The sequence below is a fragment of the Flavobacterium sp. MK4S-17 genome (genome assembly GCF_009848495.1).
Classification (GTDB): domain Bacteria; phylum Bacteroidota; class Bacteroidia; order Flavobacteriales; family Flavobacteriaceae; genus Flavobacterium.
On record NZ_WWEP01000034.1, the window covers coordinates 1 to 20233 of the forward strand.

A 20233-nucleotide genomic window follows, 5' to 3' on the forward strand; every position below is an offset into this window, starting at 1 on the left:
TTTATTAAAAATCAAATTCGTCTATATCTATATCAGTTGTATCTTTTATGACAGGTTTGTTACAATCAACACGTATTGAAAGATTCGCCGGCCTTTCAAACGGCTTTTGCGATATTTTATAGGTCATGTCATCATCAGCATAGCACTTTTTCATGTATAAGCCCCATATAGGTAATGCCATGGTGGCGCCCTGCCCGTAAAGCAGGCTTTTAAAATGTGCCGAACGGTCTTCATTACCTACCCAAACCCCGGTTGCAAGGTTAGGTACCATGCCCATAAACCAACCATCGGACTGGTTTTGTGTTGTACCTGTTTTTCCTGCAATTGGGTTAGTAATAGCATAAGGATAGCCCGTCATACGGTTATAGCCCGCACCGCCACTGCCGCCCCACTTAAGCCTGGCACCCGAACCACTTTCGGTAACGCCTTCGAGCAGTTTTACCACAGCATAGGCCACATCTTTACTAAGCACATCTTTAGAATACGGTTCCGGTTGGTATAGTACTACTCCATTTTTATCTTCTATCCTTAAAATAACCTGCGGTTTTATATAAACCCCCTGATTGGCAAAGGTACTGTAGGCCGCAACCATATCGCTAACGGTTATTTCGGCGGCACCCAGTGCTATGGCAGGCTGTTCCGGAATTTCCGAACTCACTCCAAGCTTTTTTGTCATATCTACCACTGCTTTGGGGCCAACACGATTTATAAGTATCGCTGATACAGTATTTATAGAATGGGCCAGAGCATATTTTAAAGTAACCATTCCGGCATACTTGCCATTAGAGTTTTGCGGATGCCAGTCGGCATCTATACCATACCTGCCTTTAGGCATACTGAATGGCGAATCAAGAATAGAATCACACGGTGAATAATGCAATTGCTCTATTGCCGTGGCATATACAAACGGTTTAAAGGTAGAACCCACCTGCCTTGCACCCTGTGCAACGTGGTCATACTGAAAATGCTTATGGTTAATACCGCCTACCCATGCTTTAATATGCCCGGTTTGCGGCTCCATAGACATAACACCTGTTTGCAGGAAATGCTTATAATATCTTATTGAATCCATCGGCGTCATGATAGTGTCCCTGTCACCTTTCCATGTAAACACCGTCATTTCAGTTTTTACGTTGAATGACTTTTTTATTTCCTCTTCTGTTTTGCCTTTAGAACTCATTATCCTCCAGCGTTCAGAGCTGCGCATTGCCCTGTCCAGTATTCGCTTTGTTTCGGCATCCGAAAGATTTATAAACGGTGCATTCTTATTTTTTTTCTGCTGTATGAAAAACTCTTCCTGTAGGTTCGCAAGGTGCTCATGCACTGCCTCCTCGGCATATTTTTGCATACGGGAGTCAATCGTTGTATATATTTTTAAACCATCACGGTATATATCATATTCGTTACCATCTTCTTTAGGATGTTCCTTTGCCCAGGTTTTCATAAAATCCCTTAAGTATTCCCTAAAATATGTGGCAATACCTTCATTATGGCTTTCCGGATTAAAGTTTAGTTTAACAGGGAGTTTTTCCAGTTTTTCCTTAACCTCAGGTTTAAGGAAACCATTTTTTTCCATTTGGCTTAAAACGGTATTTCTCCTGTCCAGTACTATTTTTTTCCTGGACTCACGTGCAGGGTTGTAGAGCGACGGGTTTTTCAGCATACCAACAATCACAGCGCTTTCTTCTACAGTAAGGTCTTTAGGCTCTTTACCAAAATATGTTTTTGCCGCAGAGCGTATTCCTACTGCCTGGTTAACAAAGTCGACTGTATTAAGGTACATTGCTATAATTTCCTGCTTGGTGTATTGCCTTTCCAGCCTTACCGCTATAACCCACTCTTTTGCTTTTTGCGCTATACGCTCAATCAGGTTTTTAGAACCCTCGCCATGAAAAAGGTTTTTGGCAAGCTGCTGTGTAATGGTACTGGCACCACCGCTGCCGCCAAAAGACATAACAGCACGCAGTGTACCGCGTGCATCTATACCCGAATGTTCATAATAGCGCTCGTCCTCAGTAGCTACCAATGCATTGACAAGGTGCGGGGGAAGGTCGGCAAACTTTACAGGTGTACGGTTTTCCAGATAAAATTTACCAATGGTTTCTCCATCGGCTGAGATAACTTCAGTTGCCACATTCGACTCCGGGTTCTCCAACTGGTCAAAAGTAGGCATATGCCCAAAAGCACCCCATGAAGCTAAAAGGAAAAACAGGACTATTGCAAGGAAACCTGCAATAAATATTTTCCAAAATGCTTTTATATATTTAGAAAAATCCTGGCTGTTATTTTTATTACCGTTATTTTTTGCCATAACTGCTTATTCTTTATTCTCAATCCTTAAACCTACTTCGGTTACCCCTTCCAATTCTTCAACACCCATTACTTTGCCTGACTGCCGCATGGCCTGCCTTATGCTTATTATATATTTACCCCGCTTTGGGAAACTTACATCTTCTTTGTACCAAAGCTTACTTTCCTTTACATCTGTAAAGCCCTGCCCCATTAAGGTACCATCAGGGTTTGCCATTTGGTATTCAAGTGTATCCACTTTAGTAATTTTTGTGCCGGGCTGCTGCATTTGCACTATCAGGAACAGGTTACTGTACGGATAATCATTGTTGTTCCTGATGTTAACAAACAGGTTATATTTAGATACCGTATCCTGTTGTTCAAATTCAAAGGATACTATACTGTCTTTGTGCCATTTGCCATTCAGCGGTTTGTATTCATCAAACACCCTGTTTTTATCGCAAGAACACAAACACAGTACCAATACCGGGAACCAAAAGCTACTTTTTAGCATTTTTCTCGTTAGACGGTTTTCTTTTCTTGTTGTTGTTATTACTCCTTTTCTTTTTCTTAGGCTTATCAAAACGCGTTAAGCTGTCCTGTCCTACAGTATTATGGTATTGCTTCTCCTCTGTTTCAGATACAACTTCCAATACATATTCCTCAAGGGAGGCAATACGCTTTTTTTGTTTGTTTAAGCTTACTATTTCTTTTACCTGGGCAGCCTCAATCATGTGCCAATGTGCCACATTATCAGTATAGGAAAACCACATCAGCCCTTTAAAAATATCTACCTTCTGGCAAACAGCATCGCCCTTTTCGGTATAAATTTTAGTATCAATATCCGGTAAGCCTTTCAGCGCATCAAGGTAGGTGTCAAGCTCATAGTTAAGGCAGCATTTAAGCTTGCCGCACTGCCCTGCCAGTTTTTGCGGGTTTAGCGAAAGCTGCTGGTATCGTGCCGCAGAAGTATTCACGCTCCTGAAATCGGTAAGCCATGTGGAGCAGCACAGTTCCCTGCCGCAGGAGCCAATACCGCCCAGGCGTGCGGCCTCCTGGCGAAAGCCCACCTGCTTCATCTCAATCCTTATACTGAATTCGCGCGCATAATCCTTAATAAGCTGGCGGAAGTCAACACGGTCATTTGCGGTATAGTAAAAAGTAGCCTTACTCCCGTCGCCCTGAAATTCAATGTCTGATATTTTCATTTCAAGGTTAAGGCGAATAGCCAGTTCTCGTGCTATAACCTTCATTGGTTCCTCGCGTTCGCGGGCTTCGCGCCACACATCAATATCCTTTTGTGATGCCTTGCGGTATATTTTTGGTACTTCGCCATCAGGGTTTACCCCTTTCTTTTTCATTTGCACCTTAACCAGTTCACCGGTAAGGCTTATTATACCTATATCATGTCCCGGTGCAGCCTCGGTGGCTACTATATCCCCAATGCTTAATGAAATATTTTCGGTATTCCTGTAAAACTCCTTGCGGCCGTTTTTAAAACGGACCTCAACACAGTCAAAAGGTGCCTGCCCACCCGGCAGGCTCATATTGGAAAGCCAGTCAAAAACAGTCAGCTTGTTGCAACTGTCTGTTCCGCAGGTCCCGTTATTTTTGCATCCCCTGGGTGTCCCGTCCTTGGATCCCGTAGAACAGTTTGTACATGCCATAATTTTAAATATATATAATGGTCGCGGTTTTTTCCGCTACTCTGTTGTAATAACGTTTTTGTGGGTAAAGATAGTATTTTTTATGTTACAGCCGAAAAACCCATTTGTCCCTGCGCAATACCTGCAGCACATTGCAAACGCGCATAAAATAAGTAGTTACATATACTGTTATTAAATGCAAAACCCCGGAAAATTCCGGGGTTTTAAATATTGTTCTTGTAAATTATTCATTAGTTTCAGGCAATTTGTATAACCTGTCGGAAAGGCGCACACGGAAAGGCACATTAATAGTAACCTTATCGCCTTTTTGGGCAGTGTCGCCCGGCTGGCCGTTAACCCGCATCCCATCAACCAGCAGTTCCTGCCTGCCGGTGGTAGGGCCTGCAATAAGTATACGGTCGCCTGTTTTTATACCATCATTATCAACAGTAAACTGGCCCACGCCCGCTTTTGTATAATAATGTTCTGCTTTGCCTATAAGTGTTTTCCTCTCGCGCTTGCGTATGCCTTTTTTAGGAGCCGAAGCCAGTGCAACCGCACCAACTGCATCACCCGATTTTTTGAATTTAAGTGCCGGCGATTTCCCTTTTTTAAACACCATATTGCCTTTCATAATACCTTTGCGCCTTGCTTTTTGCTCCTCTTCCGGCAGGTGGATAACATCCACGCAGTCGGTTGAGCAGCAGCCTTCCATAGCAGCGGCACACTCCTCACACTGTATGAACAACAGGTGGCATGCCTCATTGGCACAGTTGGTATGCGTATCGCACGGCTTGCCGCACTGGTGGCATTGCGAAATAATATCATCGGTTATGCGCTCGCCCAAACGGTGGTCAAACACAAAGTTTTTACCTATAAATTTGCTTTCCAGCCCTTCTGCTTTTACCTGACGGGTATATTCAATAATACCGCCCTCAAGCTGGTACACGTTTTTAAAACCTTTGTGCTTAAAGAAAGCCGAGGCTTTTTCGCAGCGGATACCTCCCGTGCAGTACATCAGCAGGTTTTTATCCTCTTTGTGGTCTTTTAGTTGTTCCTCTATAATCGGCAGCGACTCGCGGAACGTATCCACATCGGGCGTAATGGCACCTTTAAAATGCCCCACTTCGCTTTCATAATGGTTACGGAAGTCAACCACAATAGTATCCGGGTTGTCCAGCAGCGTGTTGAATTCCTTTGCCTTAAGGTGAACCCCTTTGTTGGTAACATCAAACGAGGCATCGTCCAGCCCGTCGGCTACAATTTTATTGCGCACCTTTATGGTTAGCTTCAGGAACGACATATCGTCCTGCTCCACCGCCACATTAAGGCGTATGCCTTTCATAAAAGGGTAGGTTTCTATATGGTCTTTAAACGCATAAAAATTATCGGCCGGCACCGAAAGCTGGGCATTAATACCCTCTTTGGCCACATAAATGCGCCCCAGTACTTCAAGCGGGTTCCAGGCAATAAATAATTCGTCGCGAAATTGTTTTGGGTCTTCAATTTGCGCATAGGCGTAGAAAGACAGCGTGAGGCGCTGCTTGCCGGACTGCTCTATAAGTTCGGCTCTTTCTTCTGCGCTTAAGGTGTTATACAGTTGCATGCTATAAACGTTAAGTGAGAAATTAATTCAGTATGTTGCGCAACCCCTATCGGCGGGATTGTGGTGCAAAGGTATAATTTTTTGGGAATAGGGCAATCTTATTAGGCTATGATGCTCAAAAATTAAACCCATCAATCTAATTTTATTAAGTTAACTAAATTTTTTAATCTGTCTAAAAGCTCGTCATATAGTACAAATTCAATATCTTTAAGACTTTCTCGTAAATTTTTGAAATGATTTAATTTCTTTGAGTTATTAAGCTCTTTAGTACTTCCTGCAACAATTATAGCTCGAGGGTTAATAATACTGACATCTAATCCCGAATCATGCTCCGTAGCTGTCTCTTCCTTAATTGATTTTGCATAATTAACACTATTTTCTCTCGCTTTTTGCAAATAATCTGATGCTTGGGCAATTGTTTTTGAAAGTTCTTTTGACCAATAATATGTTTTATGGCTATTATCAAATTGCAATAAAGGCATACCGCTCTTTTTAAGTTCATAGAAATCTATATAGCCATAGATATCTACAAGAACAAGATCTGGAAACTTTGTTATTCCTGTAGCTATATTTTTATAATCTAACTTATACGCATATCTATTATCGAATAGTGTTATATAACTATTAAAAAAAGTTTGCCATGCACTTTCTGCTGGATCATCTTTTAATAATTTTTCATAAATTTTTATTATCTCTTGCAAAGTAATTAATTGCGCATTTTTCTGCAAATCAACTATCATTCTTTTCACTATATCAGACCTTGTATACTTTTTTGTAGCCTCAACATAAAATTGACCAAATTTTTCAACATCATCAGCAGTCAATTTTTCAATTAATTTAGAATTAAGGTTTCTTAATATTAAATTTTTATTATTATTAGTTTCTTTATATTCTAAATCTACTTTAGGATAATTTTCTATTATGAAATTTGATGTTAAAATTGTTTTTGTATCATTACATGCTCTCTGCTCTTGATTTAAAGAAGTAATTAAATTTTCAAAATCTTCTAAACTAAAAACAATCTCACTTTTTTTATATTTCCCCTTCAAATAGAAATCATCAACAATAATTAAAGTGTCTATGGCTTGATTAATAAATTTATATTTAAAAAATGAATTAAGTGAACTCTCTGTGAATCCATAACCATAAGAACTTAAAATATTAGGAATTTCATTAAACCCCTTTAGAATAATGGTTTTGATACTATTACCTTCAAATGGATAATAAAAATTTTCTTCTATTTTAGTATATATTTCAATTTTATGCTTATCGACATCTTCTTTATGCTGTCTATAAGTAATAATTTTACCTTTTTTAAGTTCTTCAAATATTAATAATTTTTCCGTTTCTTTAACCTGTTTCATCATAATGTAAAATATATTCATTTTAAAGATATTAAAAAAACTTTAACATTTACATTTTAGTTTATAAGATTATTTTCTTACATTGCGCTCTCAAATAAAAGCAATATATTTACGAAAATAAAAGCACAAAATGAGTACAGATAAAGACGCTAAATTAAAAGCATTACAGCTAACGCTGGATAAACTGGATAAAGCCTACGGCAAGGGAACGGTAATGAAACTGGGCGACCAGGCGGTTGAGGAAGTGGAAGCCATACCTTCGGGCTCGCTGGGTGTAGACCTTGCACTGGGCGTAAACGGCTACCCGCGTGGCAGGATAATAGAAATTTTCGGCCCGGAATCATCGGGTAAAACCACGCTTACCCTGCACGCCATAGCCGAAGCGCAAAAGGGCGGGGGCATTGCCGCATTTATAGATGCAGAGCATGCTTTTGACCGTAATTATGCTGAAAAGCTGGGCGTTGACATAGAAAATCTTATTATATCGCAACCTGATAACGGTGAGCAGGCTCTGGAAATTGCCGAAAACCTTATCCGCAGCGGTGCCATAGATATTGTGGTTATTGACTCGGTTGCTGCACTTACGCCAAAAAGCGAAATTGAGGGCGAAATGGGCGACAGCAAAATGGGCCTCCATGCACGCTTAATGAGCCAGGCACTAAGAAAATTAACTGCTACTATAAGCAAAACAAACTGTACCGTATTTTTCATTAACCAGCTTAGGGAAAAAATAGGTGTTATGTTTGGTAATCCTGAAACTACAACAGGTGGTAACGCACTTAAATTTTACGCTTCGGTAAGGCTGGATATAAGGCGTTCGGCACAAATTAAGGACGGCGAAAATGTAATTGGTAACCGCACTAAGGTAAAAGTAGTTAAAAATAAGGTAGCACCTCCGTTTAAAACAGCCGAGTTCGACATTATGTATGGCGAAGGAGTTTCTAAAACCGGTGAAATACTTGACCTTGCCGTGGAGTTTGATATTATAAAGAAATCGGGCTCATGGTTCAGCTATGGCGAAACCAAGCTGGGGCAGGGCCGCGATGCGGTTAAATCGCTCATTAAAGACAACCCTGAACTGGCCGATGAGCTTGAATTAAAAATTAAAGATGCCATTAAGGAACATTCCGCATAAATTTAAACCCGATTCAATCGGGTTTTTTTATACACTGTGCGCAACCTTTTTACCACAGATGCATCTAATTAACAGGAAAAACAATTTGAATATGAAAAAGCTGTTGCTGCTGTTTATTACATTATCTTTATTTACATTCTCTTCATGCTCTTTAAATGACGACGACAGGTTGCAGTTCCATATGGAATTTGTGCCGGTAACCTCTGTTGAAATGCCTGAATATTTTGAAAGGGGAGGCACATATACTATTGATGTATACTACACGCGCCCCAATGACTGCCATTACTTTGAAGGCTTTGCCTATGAGGCTAACGGCAATGCGCGTACAGTAGCTGTGCAAACCATTGTTATAGAGGATGCAGAGTGCCAGCCATTGCCTACTGATGCACCTGAAAAGGCTTCGTTTGAGTTTTTATGCGCACCGCAGTATAATAACCAAACGTATGTTTTTAAATTTTATCAGGGTGCGGATGCGAATGGCAACCAGCAGTTCCTTGAAGTAGAAGTGCCGGTAGAACAGTAATAACCAGAATAAATGGAAGCCTTTGGGTTTAGATCAGATCATAAAGGATTGTCAGGCAGACAAAATAAAGGCACAGGAACAGTTATACCGGCTTTTGGCCCCGAAGCTGTTTGCTGCATGCCTTAAATATTCGCGCAATTATGCCGATGCCGAAGATAACCTGCAGGATGGCTTCCTGATTATTTTTAAGAAGATAGGCCAGTACCAGTTTAAGGGCTCTTTTGAAGGATGGGCGAAGCGGGTTATGGTAAACAATATATTGCAGAAGTACCGTTCGGAAAGCGTTTTTGAACTGGTTAATGAAAACTTCCCCGAAGAAGAGGAAGTGGAGATTGAGGCGGAATCCGTAAGCATGGATTTTCTTGTTTCTATTATTCAGGAACTGCCCGACAGGTACAGGATGGTTTTTAACCTATATGTAATTGACGGCTATTCGCATAAGGATATTGCCGATATGATGGGAATAACCACCGGCACATCAAAATCTAACCTTGCACGCGCAAGGATGATTTTAAAGGAAAAGATTGAAGCTCAGCAGGGCAAAAATATACATTCAGCAAATGAGTGAAAAAAAGAACATAGACAGGCTGTTCCAGGAAAAGTTTAAGGACTTTGAAGCTTTTCCGCAGGAACAGGTGTGGAATAATATTGAAGCTGAACTGCAAAAGAAAAAGAAACGCAGGGTTATACCACTATGGTTCAGGCTTTCGGGCGTTGCTGCTTTACTGCTGATTGGTTTAGCACTGTTAGGGCCGCTCTTTAAAAATGACACCGAAAACCCTGTAGTTACTGATGGGCCTGAAAGTAAAACGGAAAGCCCTACCAAAATTTCTCCCGTGCTTAAACCTTTGCCCGCAAATGGTTCTGTTACGGATAAAGGTGCTGCTGAGAAAACTGAAGACGCCATTATTTCACAGGAAAATAACAAAAATAATATTCCGAATGAAGGGCAGGATGTTAAGCAGGGTAATAATACCTATTCTTTATCCAAAAAGAATATTTTAGATAATGGTGGTACTAATGCCGTTGCAGAAGGCAGTAAGCATAAAACCAATAAAACGGTTCGTGAAAATACTTCCAATAATCAGGGCAGCCTTACACATACAAGCAACAGAGATGCTGTAGCTTACCAAAATGCAGCCAGTACTAAACCTGAAGATAAAACCGGTTTAGATAATACTTCTTCCGGCACAGGCAACACCGTTAATTCAAATGAAAAAGGTATTGCCAATACAGGTTCTGATCGTGATGCTGAAAGCAATACGCAAGCCGATGAGCTTATTAATAGCAGTGAAGAAAATAAGCTTTTTGCTGATAAAAGGTTTACTAAAAATACTATAGCGAAAACCGATATAGATACCACAACCGTTGTTGAGGAAAACGAGCTTGAAAAGCTATTGAATGAAAAGCTGAAAGGAGATAAAAAAGAAGGCAAAGAGGATTTGGCAGAGGCAATGAAAAAAGAAAAATGGGGTATACGTCCACAGTTGGCACCTGTTTTTTACAACTCGCTTTCCAATGGCTCACCCATAGACCCCAGCCTGGCAGGAAACTCCAAGAGCTTTGATAATGACTTAAGTTTTGGTGTAGGATTACAGTATGCACTTAACGACAGGGTTACACTGCGTTCCGGCATTAATACAGTTAACCTTAGTTATTCTACCGAAGGTATTGAATTTTATGCTTCGCTATCAAGGCAAACCAGCAATGTAACTGCTGCAAGGCCTGCCAATATTGTGGTACAAAATTCGGGTGCTGATAAGGAAACGCTTGTAGCCGACCAGTTGCCGGCACAAAAATTTAACGGCTCTATGATACAAAAAATGGGATATATAGAAGTTCCCCTGGAAATGTCTTATGCCCTTGTCAATAAAAAATTCGGCATAGAAGTTATAGGTGGTATCAGTACACTTTTCCTTAATGATAATAATGTTAGCGTAGTTTCAGCACAGGGTTATGGCTCTAACGTTGGTGAGGCCAGCAACCTTAATGATATACATTTTAGTACCAATGTCGGCCTCGGTTTTAAATACAGGTTCTGGAAGTCATTTCAGGCAAATTTTGAACCTATGTTTAAATACCAGGTCAATACCTTTAGTAGTGGTTCGGGTAACTTTAAGCCCTATTTTGTAGGCCTTTACTCGGGTATAAGTTTTAGTTTTTAGTTTAAGCTTTGGTTGGTTAGGCTTAAATTAGTCCGAAAGGACGTGAAAGCGCTTCAGCAGGGAGCGCTTTTATTTTTTAAGATACCTTAGCAGTTGGTGGTAAATGGTTTGCCGTACTTTGTCTTTAAGCTCCTGCTTATTGTCCAGTGTTAAGCCCTTTGTTTCCACAAACCTATGCACACAGGCACGCATACGACCCGGGCTGCCACTAAAAAAAGTATAGGAAAAGCGTTTTTTATTATCGGGAAATGTCATGGGTACTACAGGTATCTGGTGTTCTATAGCCAGGCGGAAAGCCCCGTCTTTAAACTCATCCAGTACAACATTTTCATCATCGGGCACTCCACCTTCCGGAAATATGCATATGCTGAGTCCCTGGTTAAGCCTTTCCTGTGCCCTTTTAAAAACTTCAAAACGGCTCTTAGAGCTGTTCCTGTCCACTAAAATGCAGGTGCGTTTATAAAAAAAACCAAATATGGGTATTTTGGCCAGTTCCTTTTTACCTACAAAAACAAACGGGTTTTTGGCAATAACCAGCATAAGCATTATATCTGTCATAGATGTATGGTTGGCTACCAGCATATAGCTTTTGCCTTTTTCAAAATCCTGCTCCCTTTTAATTTTATAGTGAAAGCCCATGCCTACCAGTATTATTTTTGCCCAAAACCTTGCCAGTACAAAAAACTGCGGATAGGTTTTCTCTGAAGATATAGTTAGCAGCAGTAAAGGCGAAAGCACTATAATAGGTACTCCCATCAGTATATAAAACCATATGCGCCACAGCAGCCAGAAAATAATCCTGAATATTTTCATAATGCCAAATGTAAGAATTAGCGGCCTATCTTTTTAGTAAAACCGCTACCTTTGCAAAAAATTACATTAACGCACATGGCTAAAATATTAACAGGGGTACAAAGTACAGGCACACCGCATTTGGGTAACCTTTTAGGCGCTATAATACCGGCTATTGAAATGGCTAACAAACCGGAAAATGAGTCTTTCCTTTTTATTGCCGACCTGCACTCTGCCACGCAGATAAAGGACGGAAAAACATTAAGGGAAAATACATATAGTGTAGCTGCTACCTGGCTTGCCTTTGGCCTTGATATTGACAAGGTAACTTTTTACCGCCAGAGCGATGTGCCGCAAACAGCTGAATTATCCTGGTATTTAAGCTGCTTTTTCCCTTTCCAGAGGCTAACACTTGCACATTCTTTTAAGGATAAGGCAGACAGGCTTGCCGATGTTAATGCAGGGCTTTTTACCTATCCTATGTTAATGGCGGCAGACATATTACTATATGATGCGGAGTTTGTGCCGGTAGGGAAAGACCAGTTGCAGCACCTTGAAATAACACGTGATGTAGCCTCGAGGTTTAACCACCAGATGGGCGATACTTTTGTACTGCCCGATGCTATTACCAGCGATGTTACCAAAATAGTTCCCGGTACAGATGGTGAGAAAATGAGTAAATCACGCAATAATTATATTAATATATTCCAGGATGACAAGCCGCTGCGCAAACAGGTAATGACCATAGAGACCGACAGCACACCGCTTGAGGAACCTAAAAACCCTGATACCTGCAATGTGTTTGCTATTTATAAATTGCTGGCTACGGAAGAACAAACCTCATTAATGAGGACGAACTATGAAGGTGGCAATTATGGATACGGGCATGCCAAGCAGGCGCTTTTTGAGCTTATAACCGATAAATTTAAAACAGAGCGCGAAAAGTACCGCCACTATATGGAAAACCCTGCCGAAGTGGATGTGCTTTTAAAGAAAGGCGCAGAAAAAGCTGCGGTTACAGCCAATACCGTTCTAAAAAGGGTAAGGGAAAAACTGGGCTATATGTAATAAGCCACACTGAAGGTTTTTATATTGCCTCAAACATTTTTCCGGGCAATGGCCGTATAACACCTTTCAGTTCCATGTTCAAAAGCAGCGATGAAACTTTAAATACGGGAATACCACATTCCAGTGCAATAATATCCATTTGCTCTTTTCCCTGCTTTAAGAGGTAATCATATATTTTTTGTTCTTCGGGCTCAAGGGTTACAAAAAGCTGTTTTTGTACTGTTTTGGTTTTCTTCTCCTGTATATCCCAGTTCATCATGTAAATTAGGTCGGCGGCACTTGTCAGCAGGTTTGCCTTTTGGGTTTTAATAAGGTTGTTGCAGCCCTGGCTGTATTTATCGCTCACCCTGCCCGGCACTGCAAAAACATCTCGGTTATAGTCATTGGCAAAATTAGCCGTAATCAGTGAGCCTCCCTTGTCGCTACTTTCTACTATTACAGTAGCCTCAGCTATACCTGCAACAATACGGTTACGCTTCACAAAATTTTCCTTATCAGGACTTGAGTAGCTCCAGAACTCTGTTAAGAAACCGCCATCCTGCTCCATCCTTGCCATGTATTTTTTATGCGGCTTAGGGTATATTTGGTTAAGCCCGTGTGCTACCACGCCTATGGTTTGCAGGTTATTCTCCATAGCAACACAATGGGCATGAATATCCACCCCATAGGCAAAACCACTTATGATTACCGGGTTTAACGGTGCAAGGTCTTCAATAAGCCTGCGGTAAAAATCAGAACCATAGGACGTCATTTGCCTTGTCCCTACTATGCTTACCGTTTTCTTTCCCTCCATATTTATATTGCCTGAGCCAAACAGCAACACAGGGCCGTCAATACAATGCTTTAACCTTTCAGGATATTCCCTTTCCTGAAAATACAATGGTTTGATGCCTGACTCCCTTATAAAATCCATCTCCTTTTGGGCAATAGTGAAAGCTTCCTTATTTTGAAGGTTTCTGTATAACACCTCACCCACTCCTTCTACCGCTAGAAGGCTGGCTTTTTTCGCTTTGAATATATTTTCCGCATTGCCAAAATGAGCAATCAGTTTTTTGGCAACAATATCGCCCACTCCCTCCACCTGCAATAAAGCAAGCGTATTAAACAATTCATTTTCAGTCATTAGCATAAAAAAAGCAGCTTACTTAATTTCTTGTTTTTTGTGAATAAAATTTGTGAATAAAATTTTGTTTTCACTATTGAATGGCTAATTTTGTTGTTATGATGATAGAAAAATACATATCGGCTTTATTATATCGCTATCAGTGTGTTACCATCCCCGGCTTTGGTGCATTCCTTGCAGAAACACAACCGGCCCGGCTGGATGCTGAAACACATACTTTCTATCCACCAAAAAAGCTCATTTCCTTCAATGCGAATTTAAAGAATAATGACGGGCTTTTAGCCAACCATATTGCCTTACAGGAAAAAATATCTTTTGATGAGGCTACTGCTGCTATTAATAAAAAAACCGCATTATGGCAGGCTGAATTAAAAAACGGTACTTTTTTATTGCTTAAAAATATAGGGCAGCTATCGCGCAATGCGGAAGGCAATATTGTTTTTGTGCCCGAAACACCTGTAAACTACCTTACCGATGCTTTTGGCCTTGCTTCATTTGTTTCGCCTGCCGTTAAGCGGGAGGAACTTAAAGCTGTTGCAGAAGCCATTGAAGAAAAAGCACCTGTTGTGTTTACTCCTGAAAGAAAAAGAAATTATTCCTACCTTAAATATGCTGCTATATTTGTTGTGGCGCTTACTGCAGGTGCAGCAGGGTTTAAGGTTTACCATGATAATGAAGTGGCAAGGCAAACCCTGCTAGTCGAAAAAGCGGTACAGGAAAAAGTACAAAACAGGATACAGCAGGCTACATTTTTTATTGATAACCCCATTCCTGCCGTTAAACTTACGGTAAAGGAGGAAACAAAAATACTGCCCTACCACATTATTGCAGGGGCTTTCCGCAGTGAAGAAAATGCCGGCAAAGCTGCGGCAAAACTCAAGGCAAAAGGCTTTACGCCGGAAAGGCTGGAAAAAAATAAATATGGGCTTTACCCCGTTTCCTATGGCAGTTATGCCACTTATGCAGAAGCACAGGATACTATGAGGAAAATTCACCGTACTTACGACCGTGAAGCATGGATTTTCATAAAAGAATAATAAAACAATCCCCGCCTTCGGGGATTTTTTGTTAACTGTAGTATCTTTGCCAAAAATTTACTATGCAGGCAAAATATCCTTCAGACTCAATGTGCATAATGACCGACCTTGTGCTGCCGGGAGAAACCAACCCGCTTAACAACCTTTTTGGCGGTGAGCTTTTAGCACGCATGGACCGTGCGGCAAGCATAGCTGCAAGAAGGCACTCCAGGAGGATTGTGGTTACGGCTTCGGTAAACCATGTGGCATTTAACCGCGCAATACCTTTAGGCAGCGTGGTTACTGTAGAGGCTAAGGTATCCAGAACCTTTAAAACCTCAATGGAAATTTTTATTGATGTGTGGACGGAAGACAGGGAATCAGGCACCAGGGCAAAGGCCAATGAAGCCATATATACTTTTGTAGCTGTTGATGAAACAGGAAGGCCGGTAGAAGTGCCTGCAATAGAACCGCAAACCGATTTGGAAAAACAACGCTTTGACGCTGCATTGCGAAGGAAACAACTGAGCCTGGTACTTGCCGGAAAAATGAGTCCGCATGATGCTACCGAACTTAAAGCATTATTTATATAGAATTTATAAAAAAACCGGGATAACCCGGTTTTTTTATATCTTAATTTACATTGTGGTAATCCACTGTTCAGGGTTAAGGTAGGTGGTGTTTTGCAATATCATGAACTTAATATAGGTTTTACCGGTATTAGGATTTGTAAACACCTTACCTATATTTTGGTTACGGCTCACCTTATCGCCTTCCCTTACACTAACAGAAGAAAGATTGTGGTAAACAGTAATATAATCACCGTGCTGTATCAATACCGATACTGTTCCTGATATAATCTGTACACTCATTACCTCCCCATCATAAATAGACCTTGCACTGGCTCCCGGCTTGGTGGTTATCTCTGTCCAGCTATGGTGAATTTCAAGCGTCCTGATAACCGGGTGTGGCTGTGTGCCATAATGCATAGAGATATAGCCATACTCCACCGGCCATGAAAGCCTGCCCTTATTCGCTTTAAAGTTATCGGCTATAATTTTACCTTCTTTGGTAAGCACAATTTTATTAGGCGCAGCGGTAGATGTGGCTTTGGTAGATTTAGTAGTACCTGTAGCCTTTTTATTGGCAGCGGCAATAGCCTCCTTGATCAATTTATCAATTTTGCGCTCAATATCACGCTCTTCAGCCTGCCTTTTCTTAATGTCAGAGGTTATTCTTTTCTTATCTTTCTGAATAGATTTTATAAGTTTTTCCTGCTCCTGTTTTTCCTGTTCAAGGCTTTCCCTTTCTTTTTCAGTTTCGGCAAGAAGCTGTACTTTTTCAGCCTTTTGGGCGTTAAGTGTATTACTTATTTTTTCAAGCTCGGCCATTTTACTTTTAATTTCCTCGCCCTGTATTTTCCTGAAGCTCGCATATTGTTTCATATACTGCATCCTTTTATAGGCCTGCAGGAAACTTTCGGAAGAGAGAATAAACATTATACGGCTTTGCTGCGAACGGTTTTTATATGCCTTTACAATCATGTTGGCATAATCTTCCTTAAGCACTTTAAGCTCCCTCTTAAGCTTGTTTATCTTAAGCTGGTTAAGGTAAATTTCATCCGTAAGTATCTTGGTTTGCTTTTGTGTATTGTTTATAAGCCTCTCGCTCAGTTTTATTTTGGCATTATTATCCGAAATTTTACTAAGTACTGACTTTTCCTTTTTATTTTCCCTGCTTAATAATTCCCTGAATTCCCTTATTTCCTTTTGAATCTGCGCTTTTCGCTGCTCCAGTTTTTTCTTTTGGTCAGTCTGCGCGTGCGCTGCCAAAATAAAGCCTGTCAAAAAAATGGCAAGGAATATTTTTTTCATGTTTGTAAGCAATTAGTCAATAAAAATCTGTTCAAAACCCTGCGGTATGCTAAAAGGAAATGAAAGGTCTTCGTCAAAGGTAATATTATTATAGGCAATATTAATTGTAACCTTATCTTTTTGTTGTGCCGTAATATTGATTTTGGCAGGCAGTATTGCTTTAGGATGCTCTGTATGCGCCGGGTATTTTATGTCGAGGCTTCTCGGCTCCGGCCCGCCCTGTGCAATAAGCTGCTGTTTTAACAGGTAATTTGCGCCTTCAAAAAAGAACTCTTTTATTATTCCATTCCTGTCTGACATAAGCTTATACTTATCCTTTTCTATAGACGGTTTGTAAATATCTTTATGCAAATCATAAATTGCCTCGCCTATAAGCATGTTCTGCATCTTATAAAAATCCAGTTCAGTACCCAGCCAGCGGCTCAACACCTCATAATCGCCCTCAAAGTAAGTACCGTTCAGCTTTTCATAATAACTTACTTTTTCAGGGGTTATATAACCTTTAGCCATTGTAATGCCTAAAAACCGAAGGCTTATAAGTATCTTCTCGTCTTTTTTTATCCTTATTTCGGCGGTAAGGCTTTGCGACTGCCTGCTATCGCTATACTTTACATCGGCTTTTATATATAACGTAGAAAAATTCTTGGCATTGTTATAATGCCCGTTTATAATTTCCTTGGCCGACCTGGCTTCATCTGCAGCCTGTTCCTCAACCACAACCTGTTTTGATTTGCATGCCGTCAAAAGGCTTAATACCATTATGGCCGCTATTATTTTTTTCATCTGCTTTTTTTCTGTTTCAGCAATTCATTTACACGGTTGGTGTGGGTATTCATTTTGGCTGTGTTGCCCAAGCCTTCATAAGATTTGGCAAGTTCGCGATTAAAACCTGTTTCAAGTTCTATATCTTCCACTATAAAATCAATACCGCTTTCAAGGAAGTCCTTGCCTTTTTTATAATCATTCAGCCTGTTGGCGGCATAGCCTGCAAAATAATACAAGCGTGGCTGGGTAGGGTATAAATCTATATAGTAAGACGATTTTTTAAGCAGTTGATTAAAGTCTGTGCCTTCCTGATACGAATATAAAAGCAGTTCCACAGCTTCAATATCATCAGGAGTGGCACCAAGGCTTTTTTCAAGGTACTGCGCTGAAAGCGCATAGTCTTTTTTATTGAAAAAGAATTTTGCAACTTCTTTTGCCACATTCACCTCTTTATCCCCTTCAAAATAACCTATGGCTTTATCAAGGTCTGTCCTGTACTGAGGATTATTACTGGCATATATTAAAAACTCATTTAATATCCTGTGCTTTATTTTGCCGTCAATCTTCTGGCTTCCCAAAACCCTGAACATAGACTGTGCAGCCTTATCGCCATCATTATTATTAAGGTGGAACTTAAAAAGACTTACCTGTGCCCAGTCTGATTCCGGAATTTGCTTTTCCAGCATTTTTGCAACCTCCAGTGCTTTTTCTTCCTGGTTGCTGGCCGAATACAAATAAATCAGCTCAATATAATTCGATTCCTCTTTAGGATTTCTTTTAATGGCTTCTTCAAGGGTTTCTTTTTGCGGCTTCCTGTACTTGTCATTGGCCAATATCTGTAGCTTGTACATTTCCCGCTTTTCCGAACTGCCCGCAGTTTCTTCCAGTTCTTTTATAAGCTCAAGTGCCTTATCAAACTGACCGGTGTACATGTATAAAGAAACGAGGTCTTCCTGATAGTATTGCTTACGCCACTCGGTGAGTTTTAAAACAATTGGTATGCATTTATTAAAGTCCTGCTGTGCATAATAAGTATCATAAAGCCCCTGCCAGTACCAGCGGTTGGAGGGGTCAAGCTGTGTTGCCCTTAAAAATGCTTTTTCTGCTTCGGGATAGTTTTTTAAAGACAGGTAATTTTTGCCAAGTTCATTGTAAACTACCGGATTGTTAGGCTCCGCAGTGCGGCATTTTTGCAGTACTGCAATTGCCTTATCATAATTTTCAATCCCTTTTTGCTTTAGTGCCTCATAAAAATTATTTTCAAACTCATTGTTGGCAAGTGCAATTTCATCAGGCTCCTGCTGGGCATGCAAAACTGCAGGATACCAAAGGCACCCTGACAGCAGCAGTCCGCAAAAAAAGATTTTACTTTTCATTTAATTTATTCCATAGCCGAATAGTCGCCTATGCTTATACTGGTAAACTTACCGTTAAATACCGCATGGTTGCCAATCATTGCATTATCAAGGTTTGCATTCCTGATAGTGCTATTGGTTTGCACAAGGCTGTTTTTAATTGTGCTGTCCTCAACCTTTGTATTATTCCCCAACGATACATTAGGCCCAACTGTTGCATTTTTAAGCACTACATTTTCGCCAATATAACAAGGCGGTACAATTGTACTGTTTTCTATCTGTACATTGCCTGAAACCATATTTTCCCCATCTTGCTGTAAAAAGCCCAACATTCGGGAATTGGTTTCTACCGTTACATTTTTATTTCCGCAATCCATCCACTCGTCCACTTTACCGGGAACAAATTTCATGCCTTTTTGCTTCATGTTCTCCAGCCCGTCTGTAAGCTGGTATTCGCCGCCCTTTACAATATTATTATCTAACAGGTATTGCAGCTCGCTGCGAAGCGTTTCGCCGCTTTTAAAATAATATATACCAATTATGGCCAGGTCAGAAACAAACTCTTTTGGCTTTTCTACAAAATCAACAATCTCGTTCCTGTCATTAAGCTGTACCACACCAAACGCACTTGGGTCGTCAACCTGTTTTACCCATATTACACTGTCGGCTGTAGTATCTAACGTAAAATCAGCCCTGAAAAGTGTGTCGGCATAGGCAACAACTATCGGCCCGCTCATAGAATCCTTTGCGCTCATTATGGCATGGGCAGTACCCAATGGTTCCTCCTGGTAGTAAATTTTACCTTTTGCACCAAGCTTTTCGGCTATACCAATAAGGTCTTTAGCCACTTTATCGCCAAAATCCTTATGTATAATAAAAGCTATTTCTTCAATATCCTGATTGATTACCCCTGCAATATCTTCCACAAGCCTGTGTACAATAGGCTTGCCAGCTATAGGTATTAAGGGTTTTGGTACTGTAAGTGTGTGTGGGCGCAGGCGTGAGCCCCTCCCTGCCATTGGAACAATAATTTTCATAATTATATTTTAAGGTGTTTTTGGGTTTTTATTTTGTACCTGTACTGCCAAATCCTCCGGCACCACGGGTTGTTTCGCTTAGTGCCTCGGCCTCCTGCCACTCGGCACGTTCATGCCTGGCAATTACAAGCTGTGCAATCCTGTCTCCATTTTCAATAATATGTGCCTCATTGGAAAGATTAACCAGGATAACGCCAATTTCACCACGGTAATCAGCATCAACAGTCCCCGGGCTGTTAAGCACGGTAATGCCTTTTTTGGCAGCCAGCCCGCTGCGGGGGCGCACCTGTGCCTCAAAACCTATGGGCAACTCTATAAAAAGCCCGGTTTTAATAATTGCCCTCCCCAATGGGCTTAATGTTACAGGCTCTTCAAGGTTGGCACGTAAATCCATACCCGCCGATGCCATTGTTTCATATTCCGGCAGAGCGTGCTGTGATTTATTAATGATTTTAATTGTCATGCTGTATATTTA

The 20233-nt window shown here is 40.7% G+C and carries 19 protein-coding genes; 7 read left to right on the forward strand and 12 right to left on the reverse strand.

Annotation, left to right across the window (positions count from 1 at the left end; all coding sequences use genetic code 11):
• Positions 1-4: 4 nt before the first annotated feature.
• From GSF09_RS10825 to GSF09_RS10845, 5 genes are all read right to left on the reverse strand, one after another.
• Positions 5-2311, reverse strand: coding sequence for a penicillin-binding protein 1A (locus GSF09_RS10825; RefSeq protein WP_159801259.1), 2307 nt, complete (start codon positions 2309-2311; stop codon positions 5-7).
• A gap of 6 nt (positions 2312-2317) precedes the next feature.
• Complete coding sequence (locus tag GSF09_RS10830) at positions 2318-2803, reverse strand: gliding motility lipoprotein GldH (RefSeq protein ID WP_159801261.1); 486 nt, start codon at positions 2801-2803, stop codon at positions 2318-2320.
• Positions 2790-3956 carry a regulatory iron-sulfur-containing complex subunit RicT gene (locus tag GSF09_RS10835; protein WP_159801263.1) on the reverse strand — a complete coding sequence of 389 codons (1167 nt, stop codon included), beginning with the start codon at positions 3954-3956 and terminating at the stop codon, positions 2790-2792. The genes GSF09_RS10830 and GSF09_RS10835 overlap by 14 nt, the downstream gene beginning before the upstream one ends.
• A 223-nt stretch (positions 3957-4179) precedes the next feature.
• Complete coding sequence (locus GSF09_RS10840; RefSeq protein WP_159801265.1) at positions 4180-5541, reverse strand: rhodanese-related sulfurtransferase; 1362 nt, start codon at positions 5539-5541, stop codon at positions 4180-4182.
• Positions 5542-5672: 131 nt separating this feature from the next.
• A complete protein-coding gene (locus tag GSF09_RS10845) occupies positions 5673-6926 on the reverse strand; it encodes a Shedu immune nuclease family protein (protein WP_159801267.1) in 1254 nt (417 codons plus the stop codon).
• Positions 6927-7035: 109 nt separating this feature from the next.
• Between GSF09_RS10845 and recA the strand changes: the two genes are divergently transcribed.
• From recA to GSF09_RS10865, 4 genes are all read left to right on the forward strand, one after another.
• On the forward strand, positions 7036-8040 hold the full coding sequence (gene recA, locus GSF09_RS10850) for a recombinase RecA (RefSeq protein WP_159801269.1): 1005 nt from the start codon (positions 7036-7038) through the stop codon (positions 8038-8040).
• Between the two features lie 91 nt (positions 8041-8131).
• Positions 8132-8563 (forward strand): hypothetical protein, encoded by a 432-nt coding sequence (locus GSF09_RS10855; RefSeq protein ID WP_159801271.1) that lies wholly within the window; start codon positions 8132-8134, stop codon positions 8561-8563.
• Positions 8564-8585: 22 nt separating this feature from the next.
• Positions 8586-9131 (forward strand): RNA polymerase sigma factor, encoded by a 546-nt coding sequence (locus GSF09_RS10860; RefSeq protein WP_159801273.1) that lies wholly within the window; start codon positions 8586-8588, stop codon positions 9129-9131.
• On the forward strand, positions 9124-10728 hold the full coding sequence (locus GSF09_RS10865; RefSeq protein WP_159801275.1) for an outer membrane beta-barrel protein: 1605 nt from the start codon (positions 9124-9126) through the stop codon (positions 10726-10728). The genes GSF09_RS10860 and GSF09_RS10865 overlap by 8 nt, the downstream gene beginning before the upstream one ends.
• Before the next feature lie 69 nt (positions 10729-10797).
• On the opposite strand, the gene GSF09_RS10870 is transcribed toward GSF09_RS10865, so the two are convergent.
• On the reverse strand, positions 10798-11541 hold the full coding sequence (locus GSF09_RS10870; protein ID WP_159801277.1) for a 1-acyl-sn-glycerol-3-phosphate acyltransferase: 744 nt from the start codon (positions 11539-11541) through the stop codon (positions 10798-10800).
• A gap of 75 nt (positions 11542-11616) precedes the next feature.
• Between GSF09_RS10870 and trpS the strand changes: the two genes are divergently transcribed.
• Positions 11617-12588 (forward strand): tryptophan--tRNA ligase, encoded by a 972-nt coding sequence (gene trpS / locus GSF09_RS10875; RefSeq protein WP_159801279.1) that lies wholly within the window; start codon positions 11617-11619, stop codon positions 12586-12588.
• Between the two features lie 19 nt (positions 12589-12607).
• Here the strand turns inward: trpS and dprA are convergent, their stop codons facing one another.
• Complete coding sequence (gene dprA, locus GSF09_RS10880; protein WP_159801504.1) at positions 12608-13711, reverse strand: DNA-processing protein DprA; 1104 nt, start codon at positions 13709-13711, stop codon at positions 12608-12610.
• Positions 13712-13809: 98 nt separating this feature from the next.
• Here dprA and GSF09_RS10885 point away from each other — a divergent pair, with 98 nt between their 5' ends.
• Together GSF09_RS10885 and GSF09_RS10890 are read left to right on the forward strand one after the other, a co-directional pair.
• A complete protein-coding gene (locus GSF09_RS10885) occupies positions 13810-14748 on the forward strand; it encodes an SPOR domain-containing protein (protein WP_159801281.1) in 939 nt (312 codons plus the stop codon).
• Positions 14749-14810: 62 nt separating this feature from the next.
• Complete coding sequence (locus GSF09_RS10890; RefSeq protein WP_159801283.1) at positions 14811-15320, forward strand: acyl-CoA thioesterase; 510 nt, start codon at positions 14811-14813, stop codon at positions 15318-15320.
• Between the two features lie 45 nt (positions 15321-15365).
• Here GSF09_RS10890 and GSF09_RS10895 read toward each other — a convergent pair whose 3' ends face one another.
• Genes GSF09_RS10895 through dut form a run of 5 tightly spaced genes read right to left on the reverse strand, consistent with a single transcriptional unit; the run spans position 15366 to position 20221 of the window.
• Positions 15366-16601, reverse strand: coding sequence for a murein hydrolase activator EnvC (locus GSF09_RS10895; RefSeq protein ID WP_159801285.1), 1236 nt, complete (start codon positions 16599-16601; stop codon positions 15366-15368).
• A gap of 12 nt (positions 16602-16613) precedes the next feature.
• The gene (locus GSF09_RS10900; RefSeq protein WP_159801287.1) at positions 16614-17384 is read right to left on the reverse strand and encodes a DUF4292 domain-containing protein; all 771 of its coding nucleotides are present in this window, start codon (positions 17382-17384) and stop codon (positions 16614-16616) included.
• The gene (locus tag GSF09_RS10905; RefSeq protein WP_159801289.1) at positions 17381-18742 is read right to left on the reverse strand and encodes a lipopolysaccharide assembly protein LapB; all 1362 of its coding nucleotides are present in this window, start codon (positions 18740-18742) and stop codon (positions 17381-17383) included. The genes GSF09_RS10900 and GSF09_RS10905 overlap by 4 nt, the downstream gene beginning before the upstream one ends.
• A gap of 5 nt (positions 18743-18747) precedes the next feature.
• A complete protein-coding gene (locus GSF09_RS10910) occupies positions 18748-19758 on the reverse strand; it encodes a sugar phosphate nucleotidyltransferase (protein ID WP_159801291.1) in 1011 nt (336 codons plus the stop codon).
• Positions 19759-19786: 28 nt separating this feature from the next.
• Positions 19787-20221 carry a dUTP diphosphatase gene (gene dut, locus GSF09_RS10915; protein WP_159801293.1) on the reverse strand — a complete coding sequence of 145 codons (435 nt, stop codon included), beginning with the start codon at positions 20219-20221 and terminating at the stop codon, positions 19787-19789.
• Positions 20222-20233: the final 12 nt, after the last annotated feature.

What these genes read in the sequence shown, in the direction of transcription:
- GSF09_RS10895 (WP_159801285.1), bottom strand. Translation starts at nt 16,601, where the DNA reads ATGAAAAAAATATTCCTTGCCATTTTTTTGACAGGCTTTATTTTGGCA.
- GSF09_RS10840 (WP_159801265.1), bottom strand. Translation starts at nt 5,541, where the DNA reads ATGCAACTGTATAACACCTTAAGCGCAGAAGAAAGAGCCGAACTTATA.
- GSF09_RS10905 (WP_159801289.1), bottom strand. Translation starts at nt 18,742, where the DNA reads ATGAAAAGTAAAATCTTTTTTTGCGGACTGCTGCTGTCAGGGTGCCTT.
- GSF09_RS10825 (WP_159801259.1), bottom strand. Translation starts at nt 2,311, where the DNA reads ATGGCAAAAAATAACGGTAATAAAAATAACAGCCAGGATTTTTCTAAA.
- recA (WP_159801269.1), top strand. Translation starts at nt 7,036, where the DNA reads ATGAGTACAGATAAAGACGCTAAATTAAAAGCATTACAGCTAACGCTG.
- dut (WP_159801293.1), bottom strand. Translation starts at nt 20,221, where the DNA reads ATGACAATTAAAATCATTAATAAATCACAGCACGCTCTGCCGGAATAT.
- GSF09_RS10900 (WP_159801287.1), bottom strand. Translation starts at nt 17,384, where the DNA reads ATGAAAAAAATAATAGCGGCCATAATGGTATTAAGCCTTTTGACGGCA.
- GSF09_RS10855 (WP_159801271.1), top strand. Translation starts at nt 8,132, where the DNA reads ATGAAAAAGCTGTTGCTGCTGTTTATTACATTATCTTTATTTACATTC.
- GSF09_RS10830 (WP_159801261.1), bottom strand. Translation starts at nt 2,803, where the DNA reads ATGCTAAAAAGTAGCTTTTGGTTCCCGGTATTGGTACTGTGTTTGTGT.
- GSF09_RS10845 (WP_159801267.1), bottom strand. Translation starts at nt 6,926, where the DNA reads ATGAATATATTTTACATTATGATGAAACAGGTTAAAGAAACGGAAAAA.
- GSF09_RS10910 (WP_159801291.1), bottom strand. Translation starts at nt 19,758, where the DNA reads ATGAAAATTATTGTTCCAATGGCAGGGAGGGGCTCACGCCTGCGCCCA.
- dprA (WP_159801504.1), bottom strand. Translation starts at nt 13,711, where the DNA reads ATGACTGAAAATGAATTGTTTAATACGCTTGCTTTATTGCAGGTGGAG.
- GSF09_RS10870 (WP_159801277.1), bottom strand. Translation starts at nt 11,541, where the DNA reads ATGAAAATATTCAGGATTATTTTCTGGCTGCTGTGGCGCATATGGTTT.
- GSF09_RS10835 (WP_159801263.1), bottom strand. Translation starts at nt 3,956, where the DNA reads ATGGCATGTACAAACTGTTCTACGGGATCCAAGGACGGGACACCCAGG.
- GSF09_RS10885 (WP_159801281.1), top strand. Translation starts at nt 13,810, where the DNA reads ATGATGATAGAAAAATACATATCGGCTTTATTATATCGCTATCAGTGT.
- GSF09_RS10865 (WP_159801275.1), top strand. Translation starts at nt 9,124, where the DNA reads ATGAGTGAAAAAAAGAACATAGACAGGCTGTTCCAGGAAAAGTTTAAG.
- GSF09_RS10890 (WP_159801283.1), top strand. Translation starts at nt 14,811, where the DNA reads ATGCAGGCAAAATATCCTTCAGACTCAATGTGCATAATGACCGACCTT.
- trpS (WP_159801279.1), top strand. Translation starts at nt 11,617, where the DNA reads ATGGCTAAAATATTAACAGGGGTACAAAGTACAGGCACACCGCATTTG.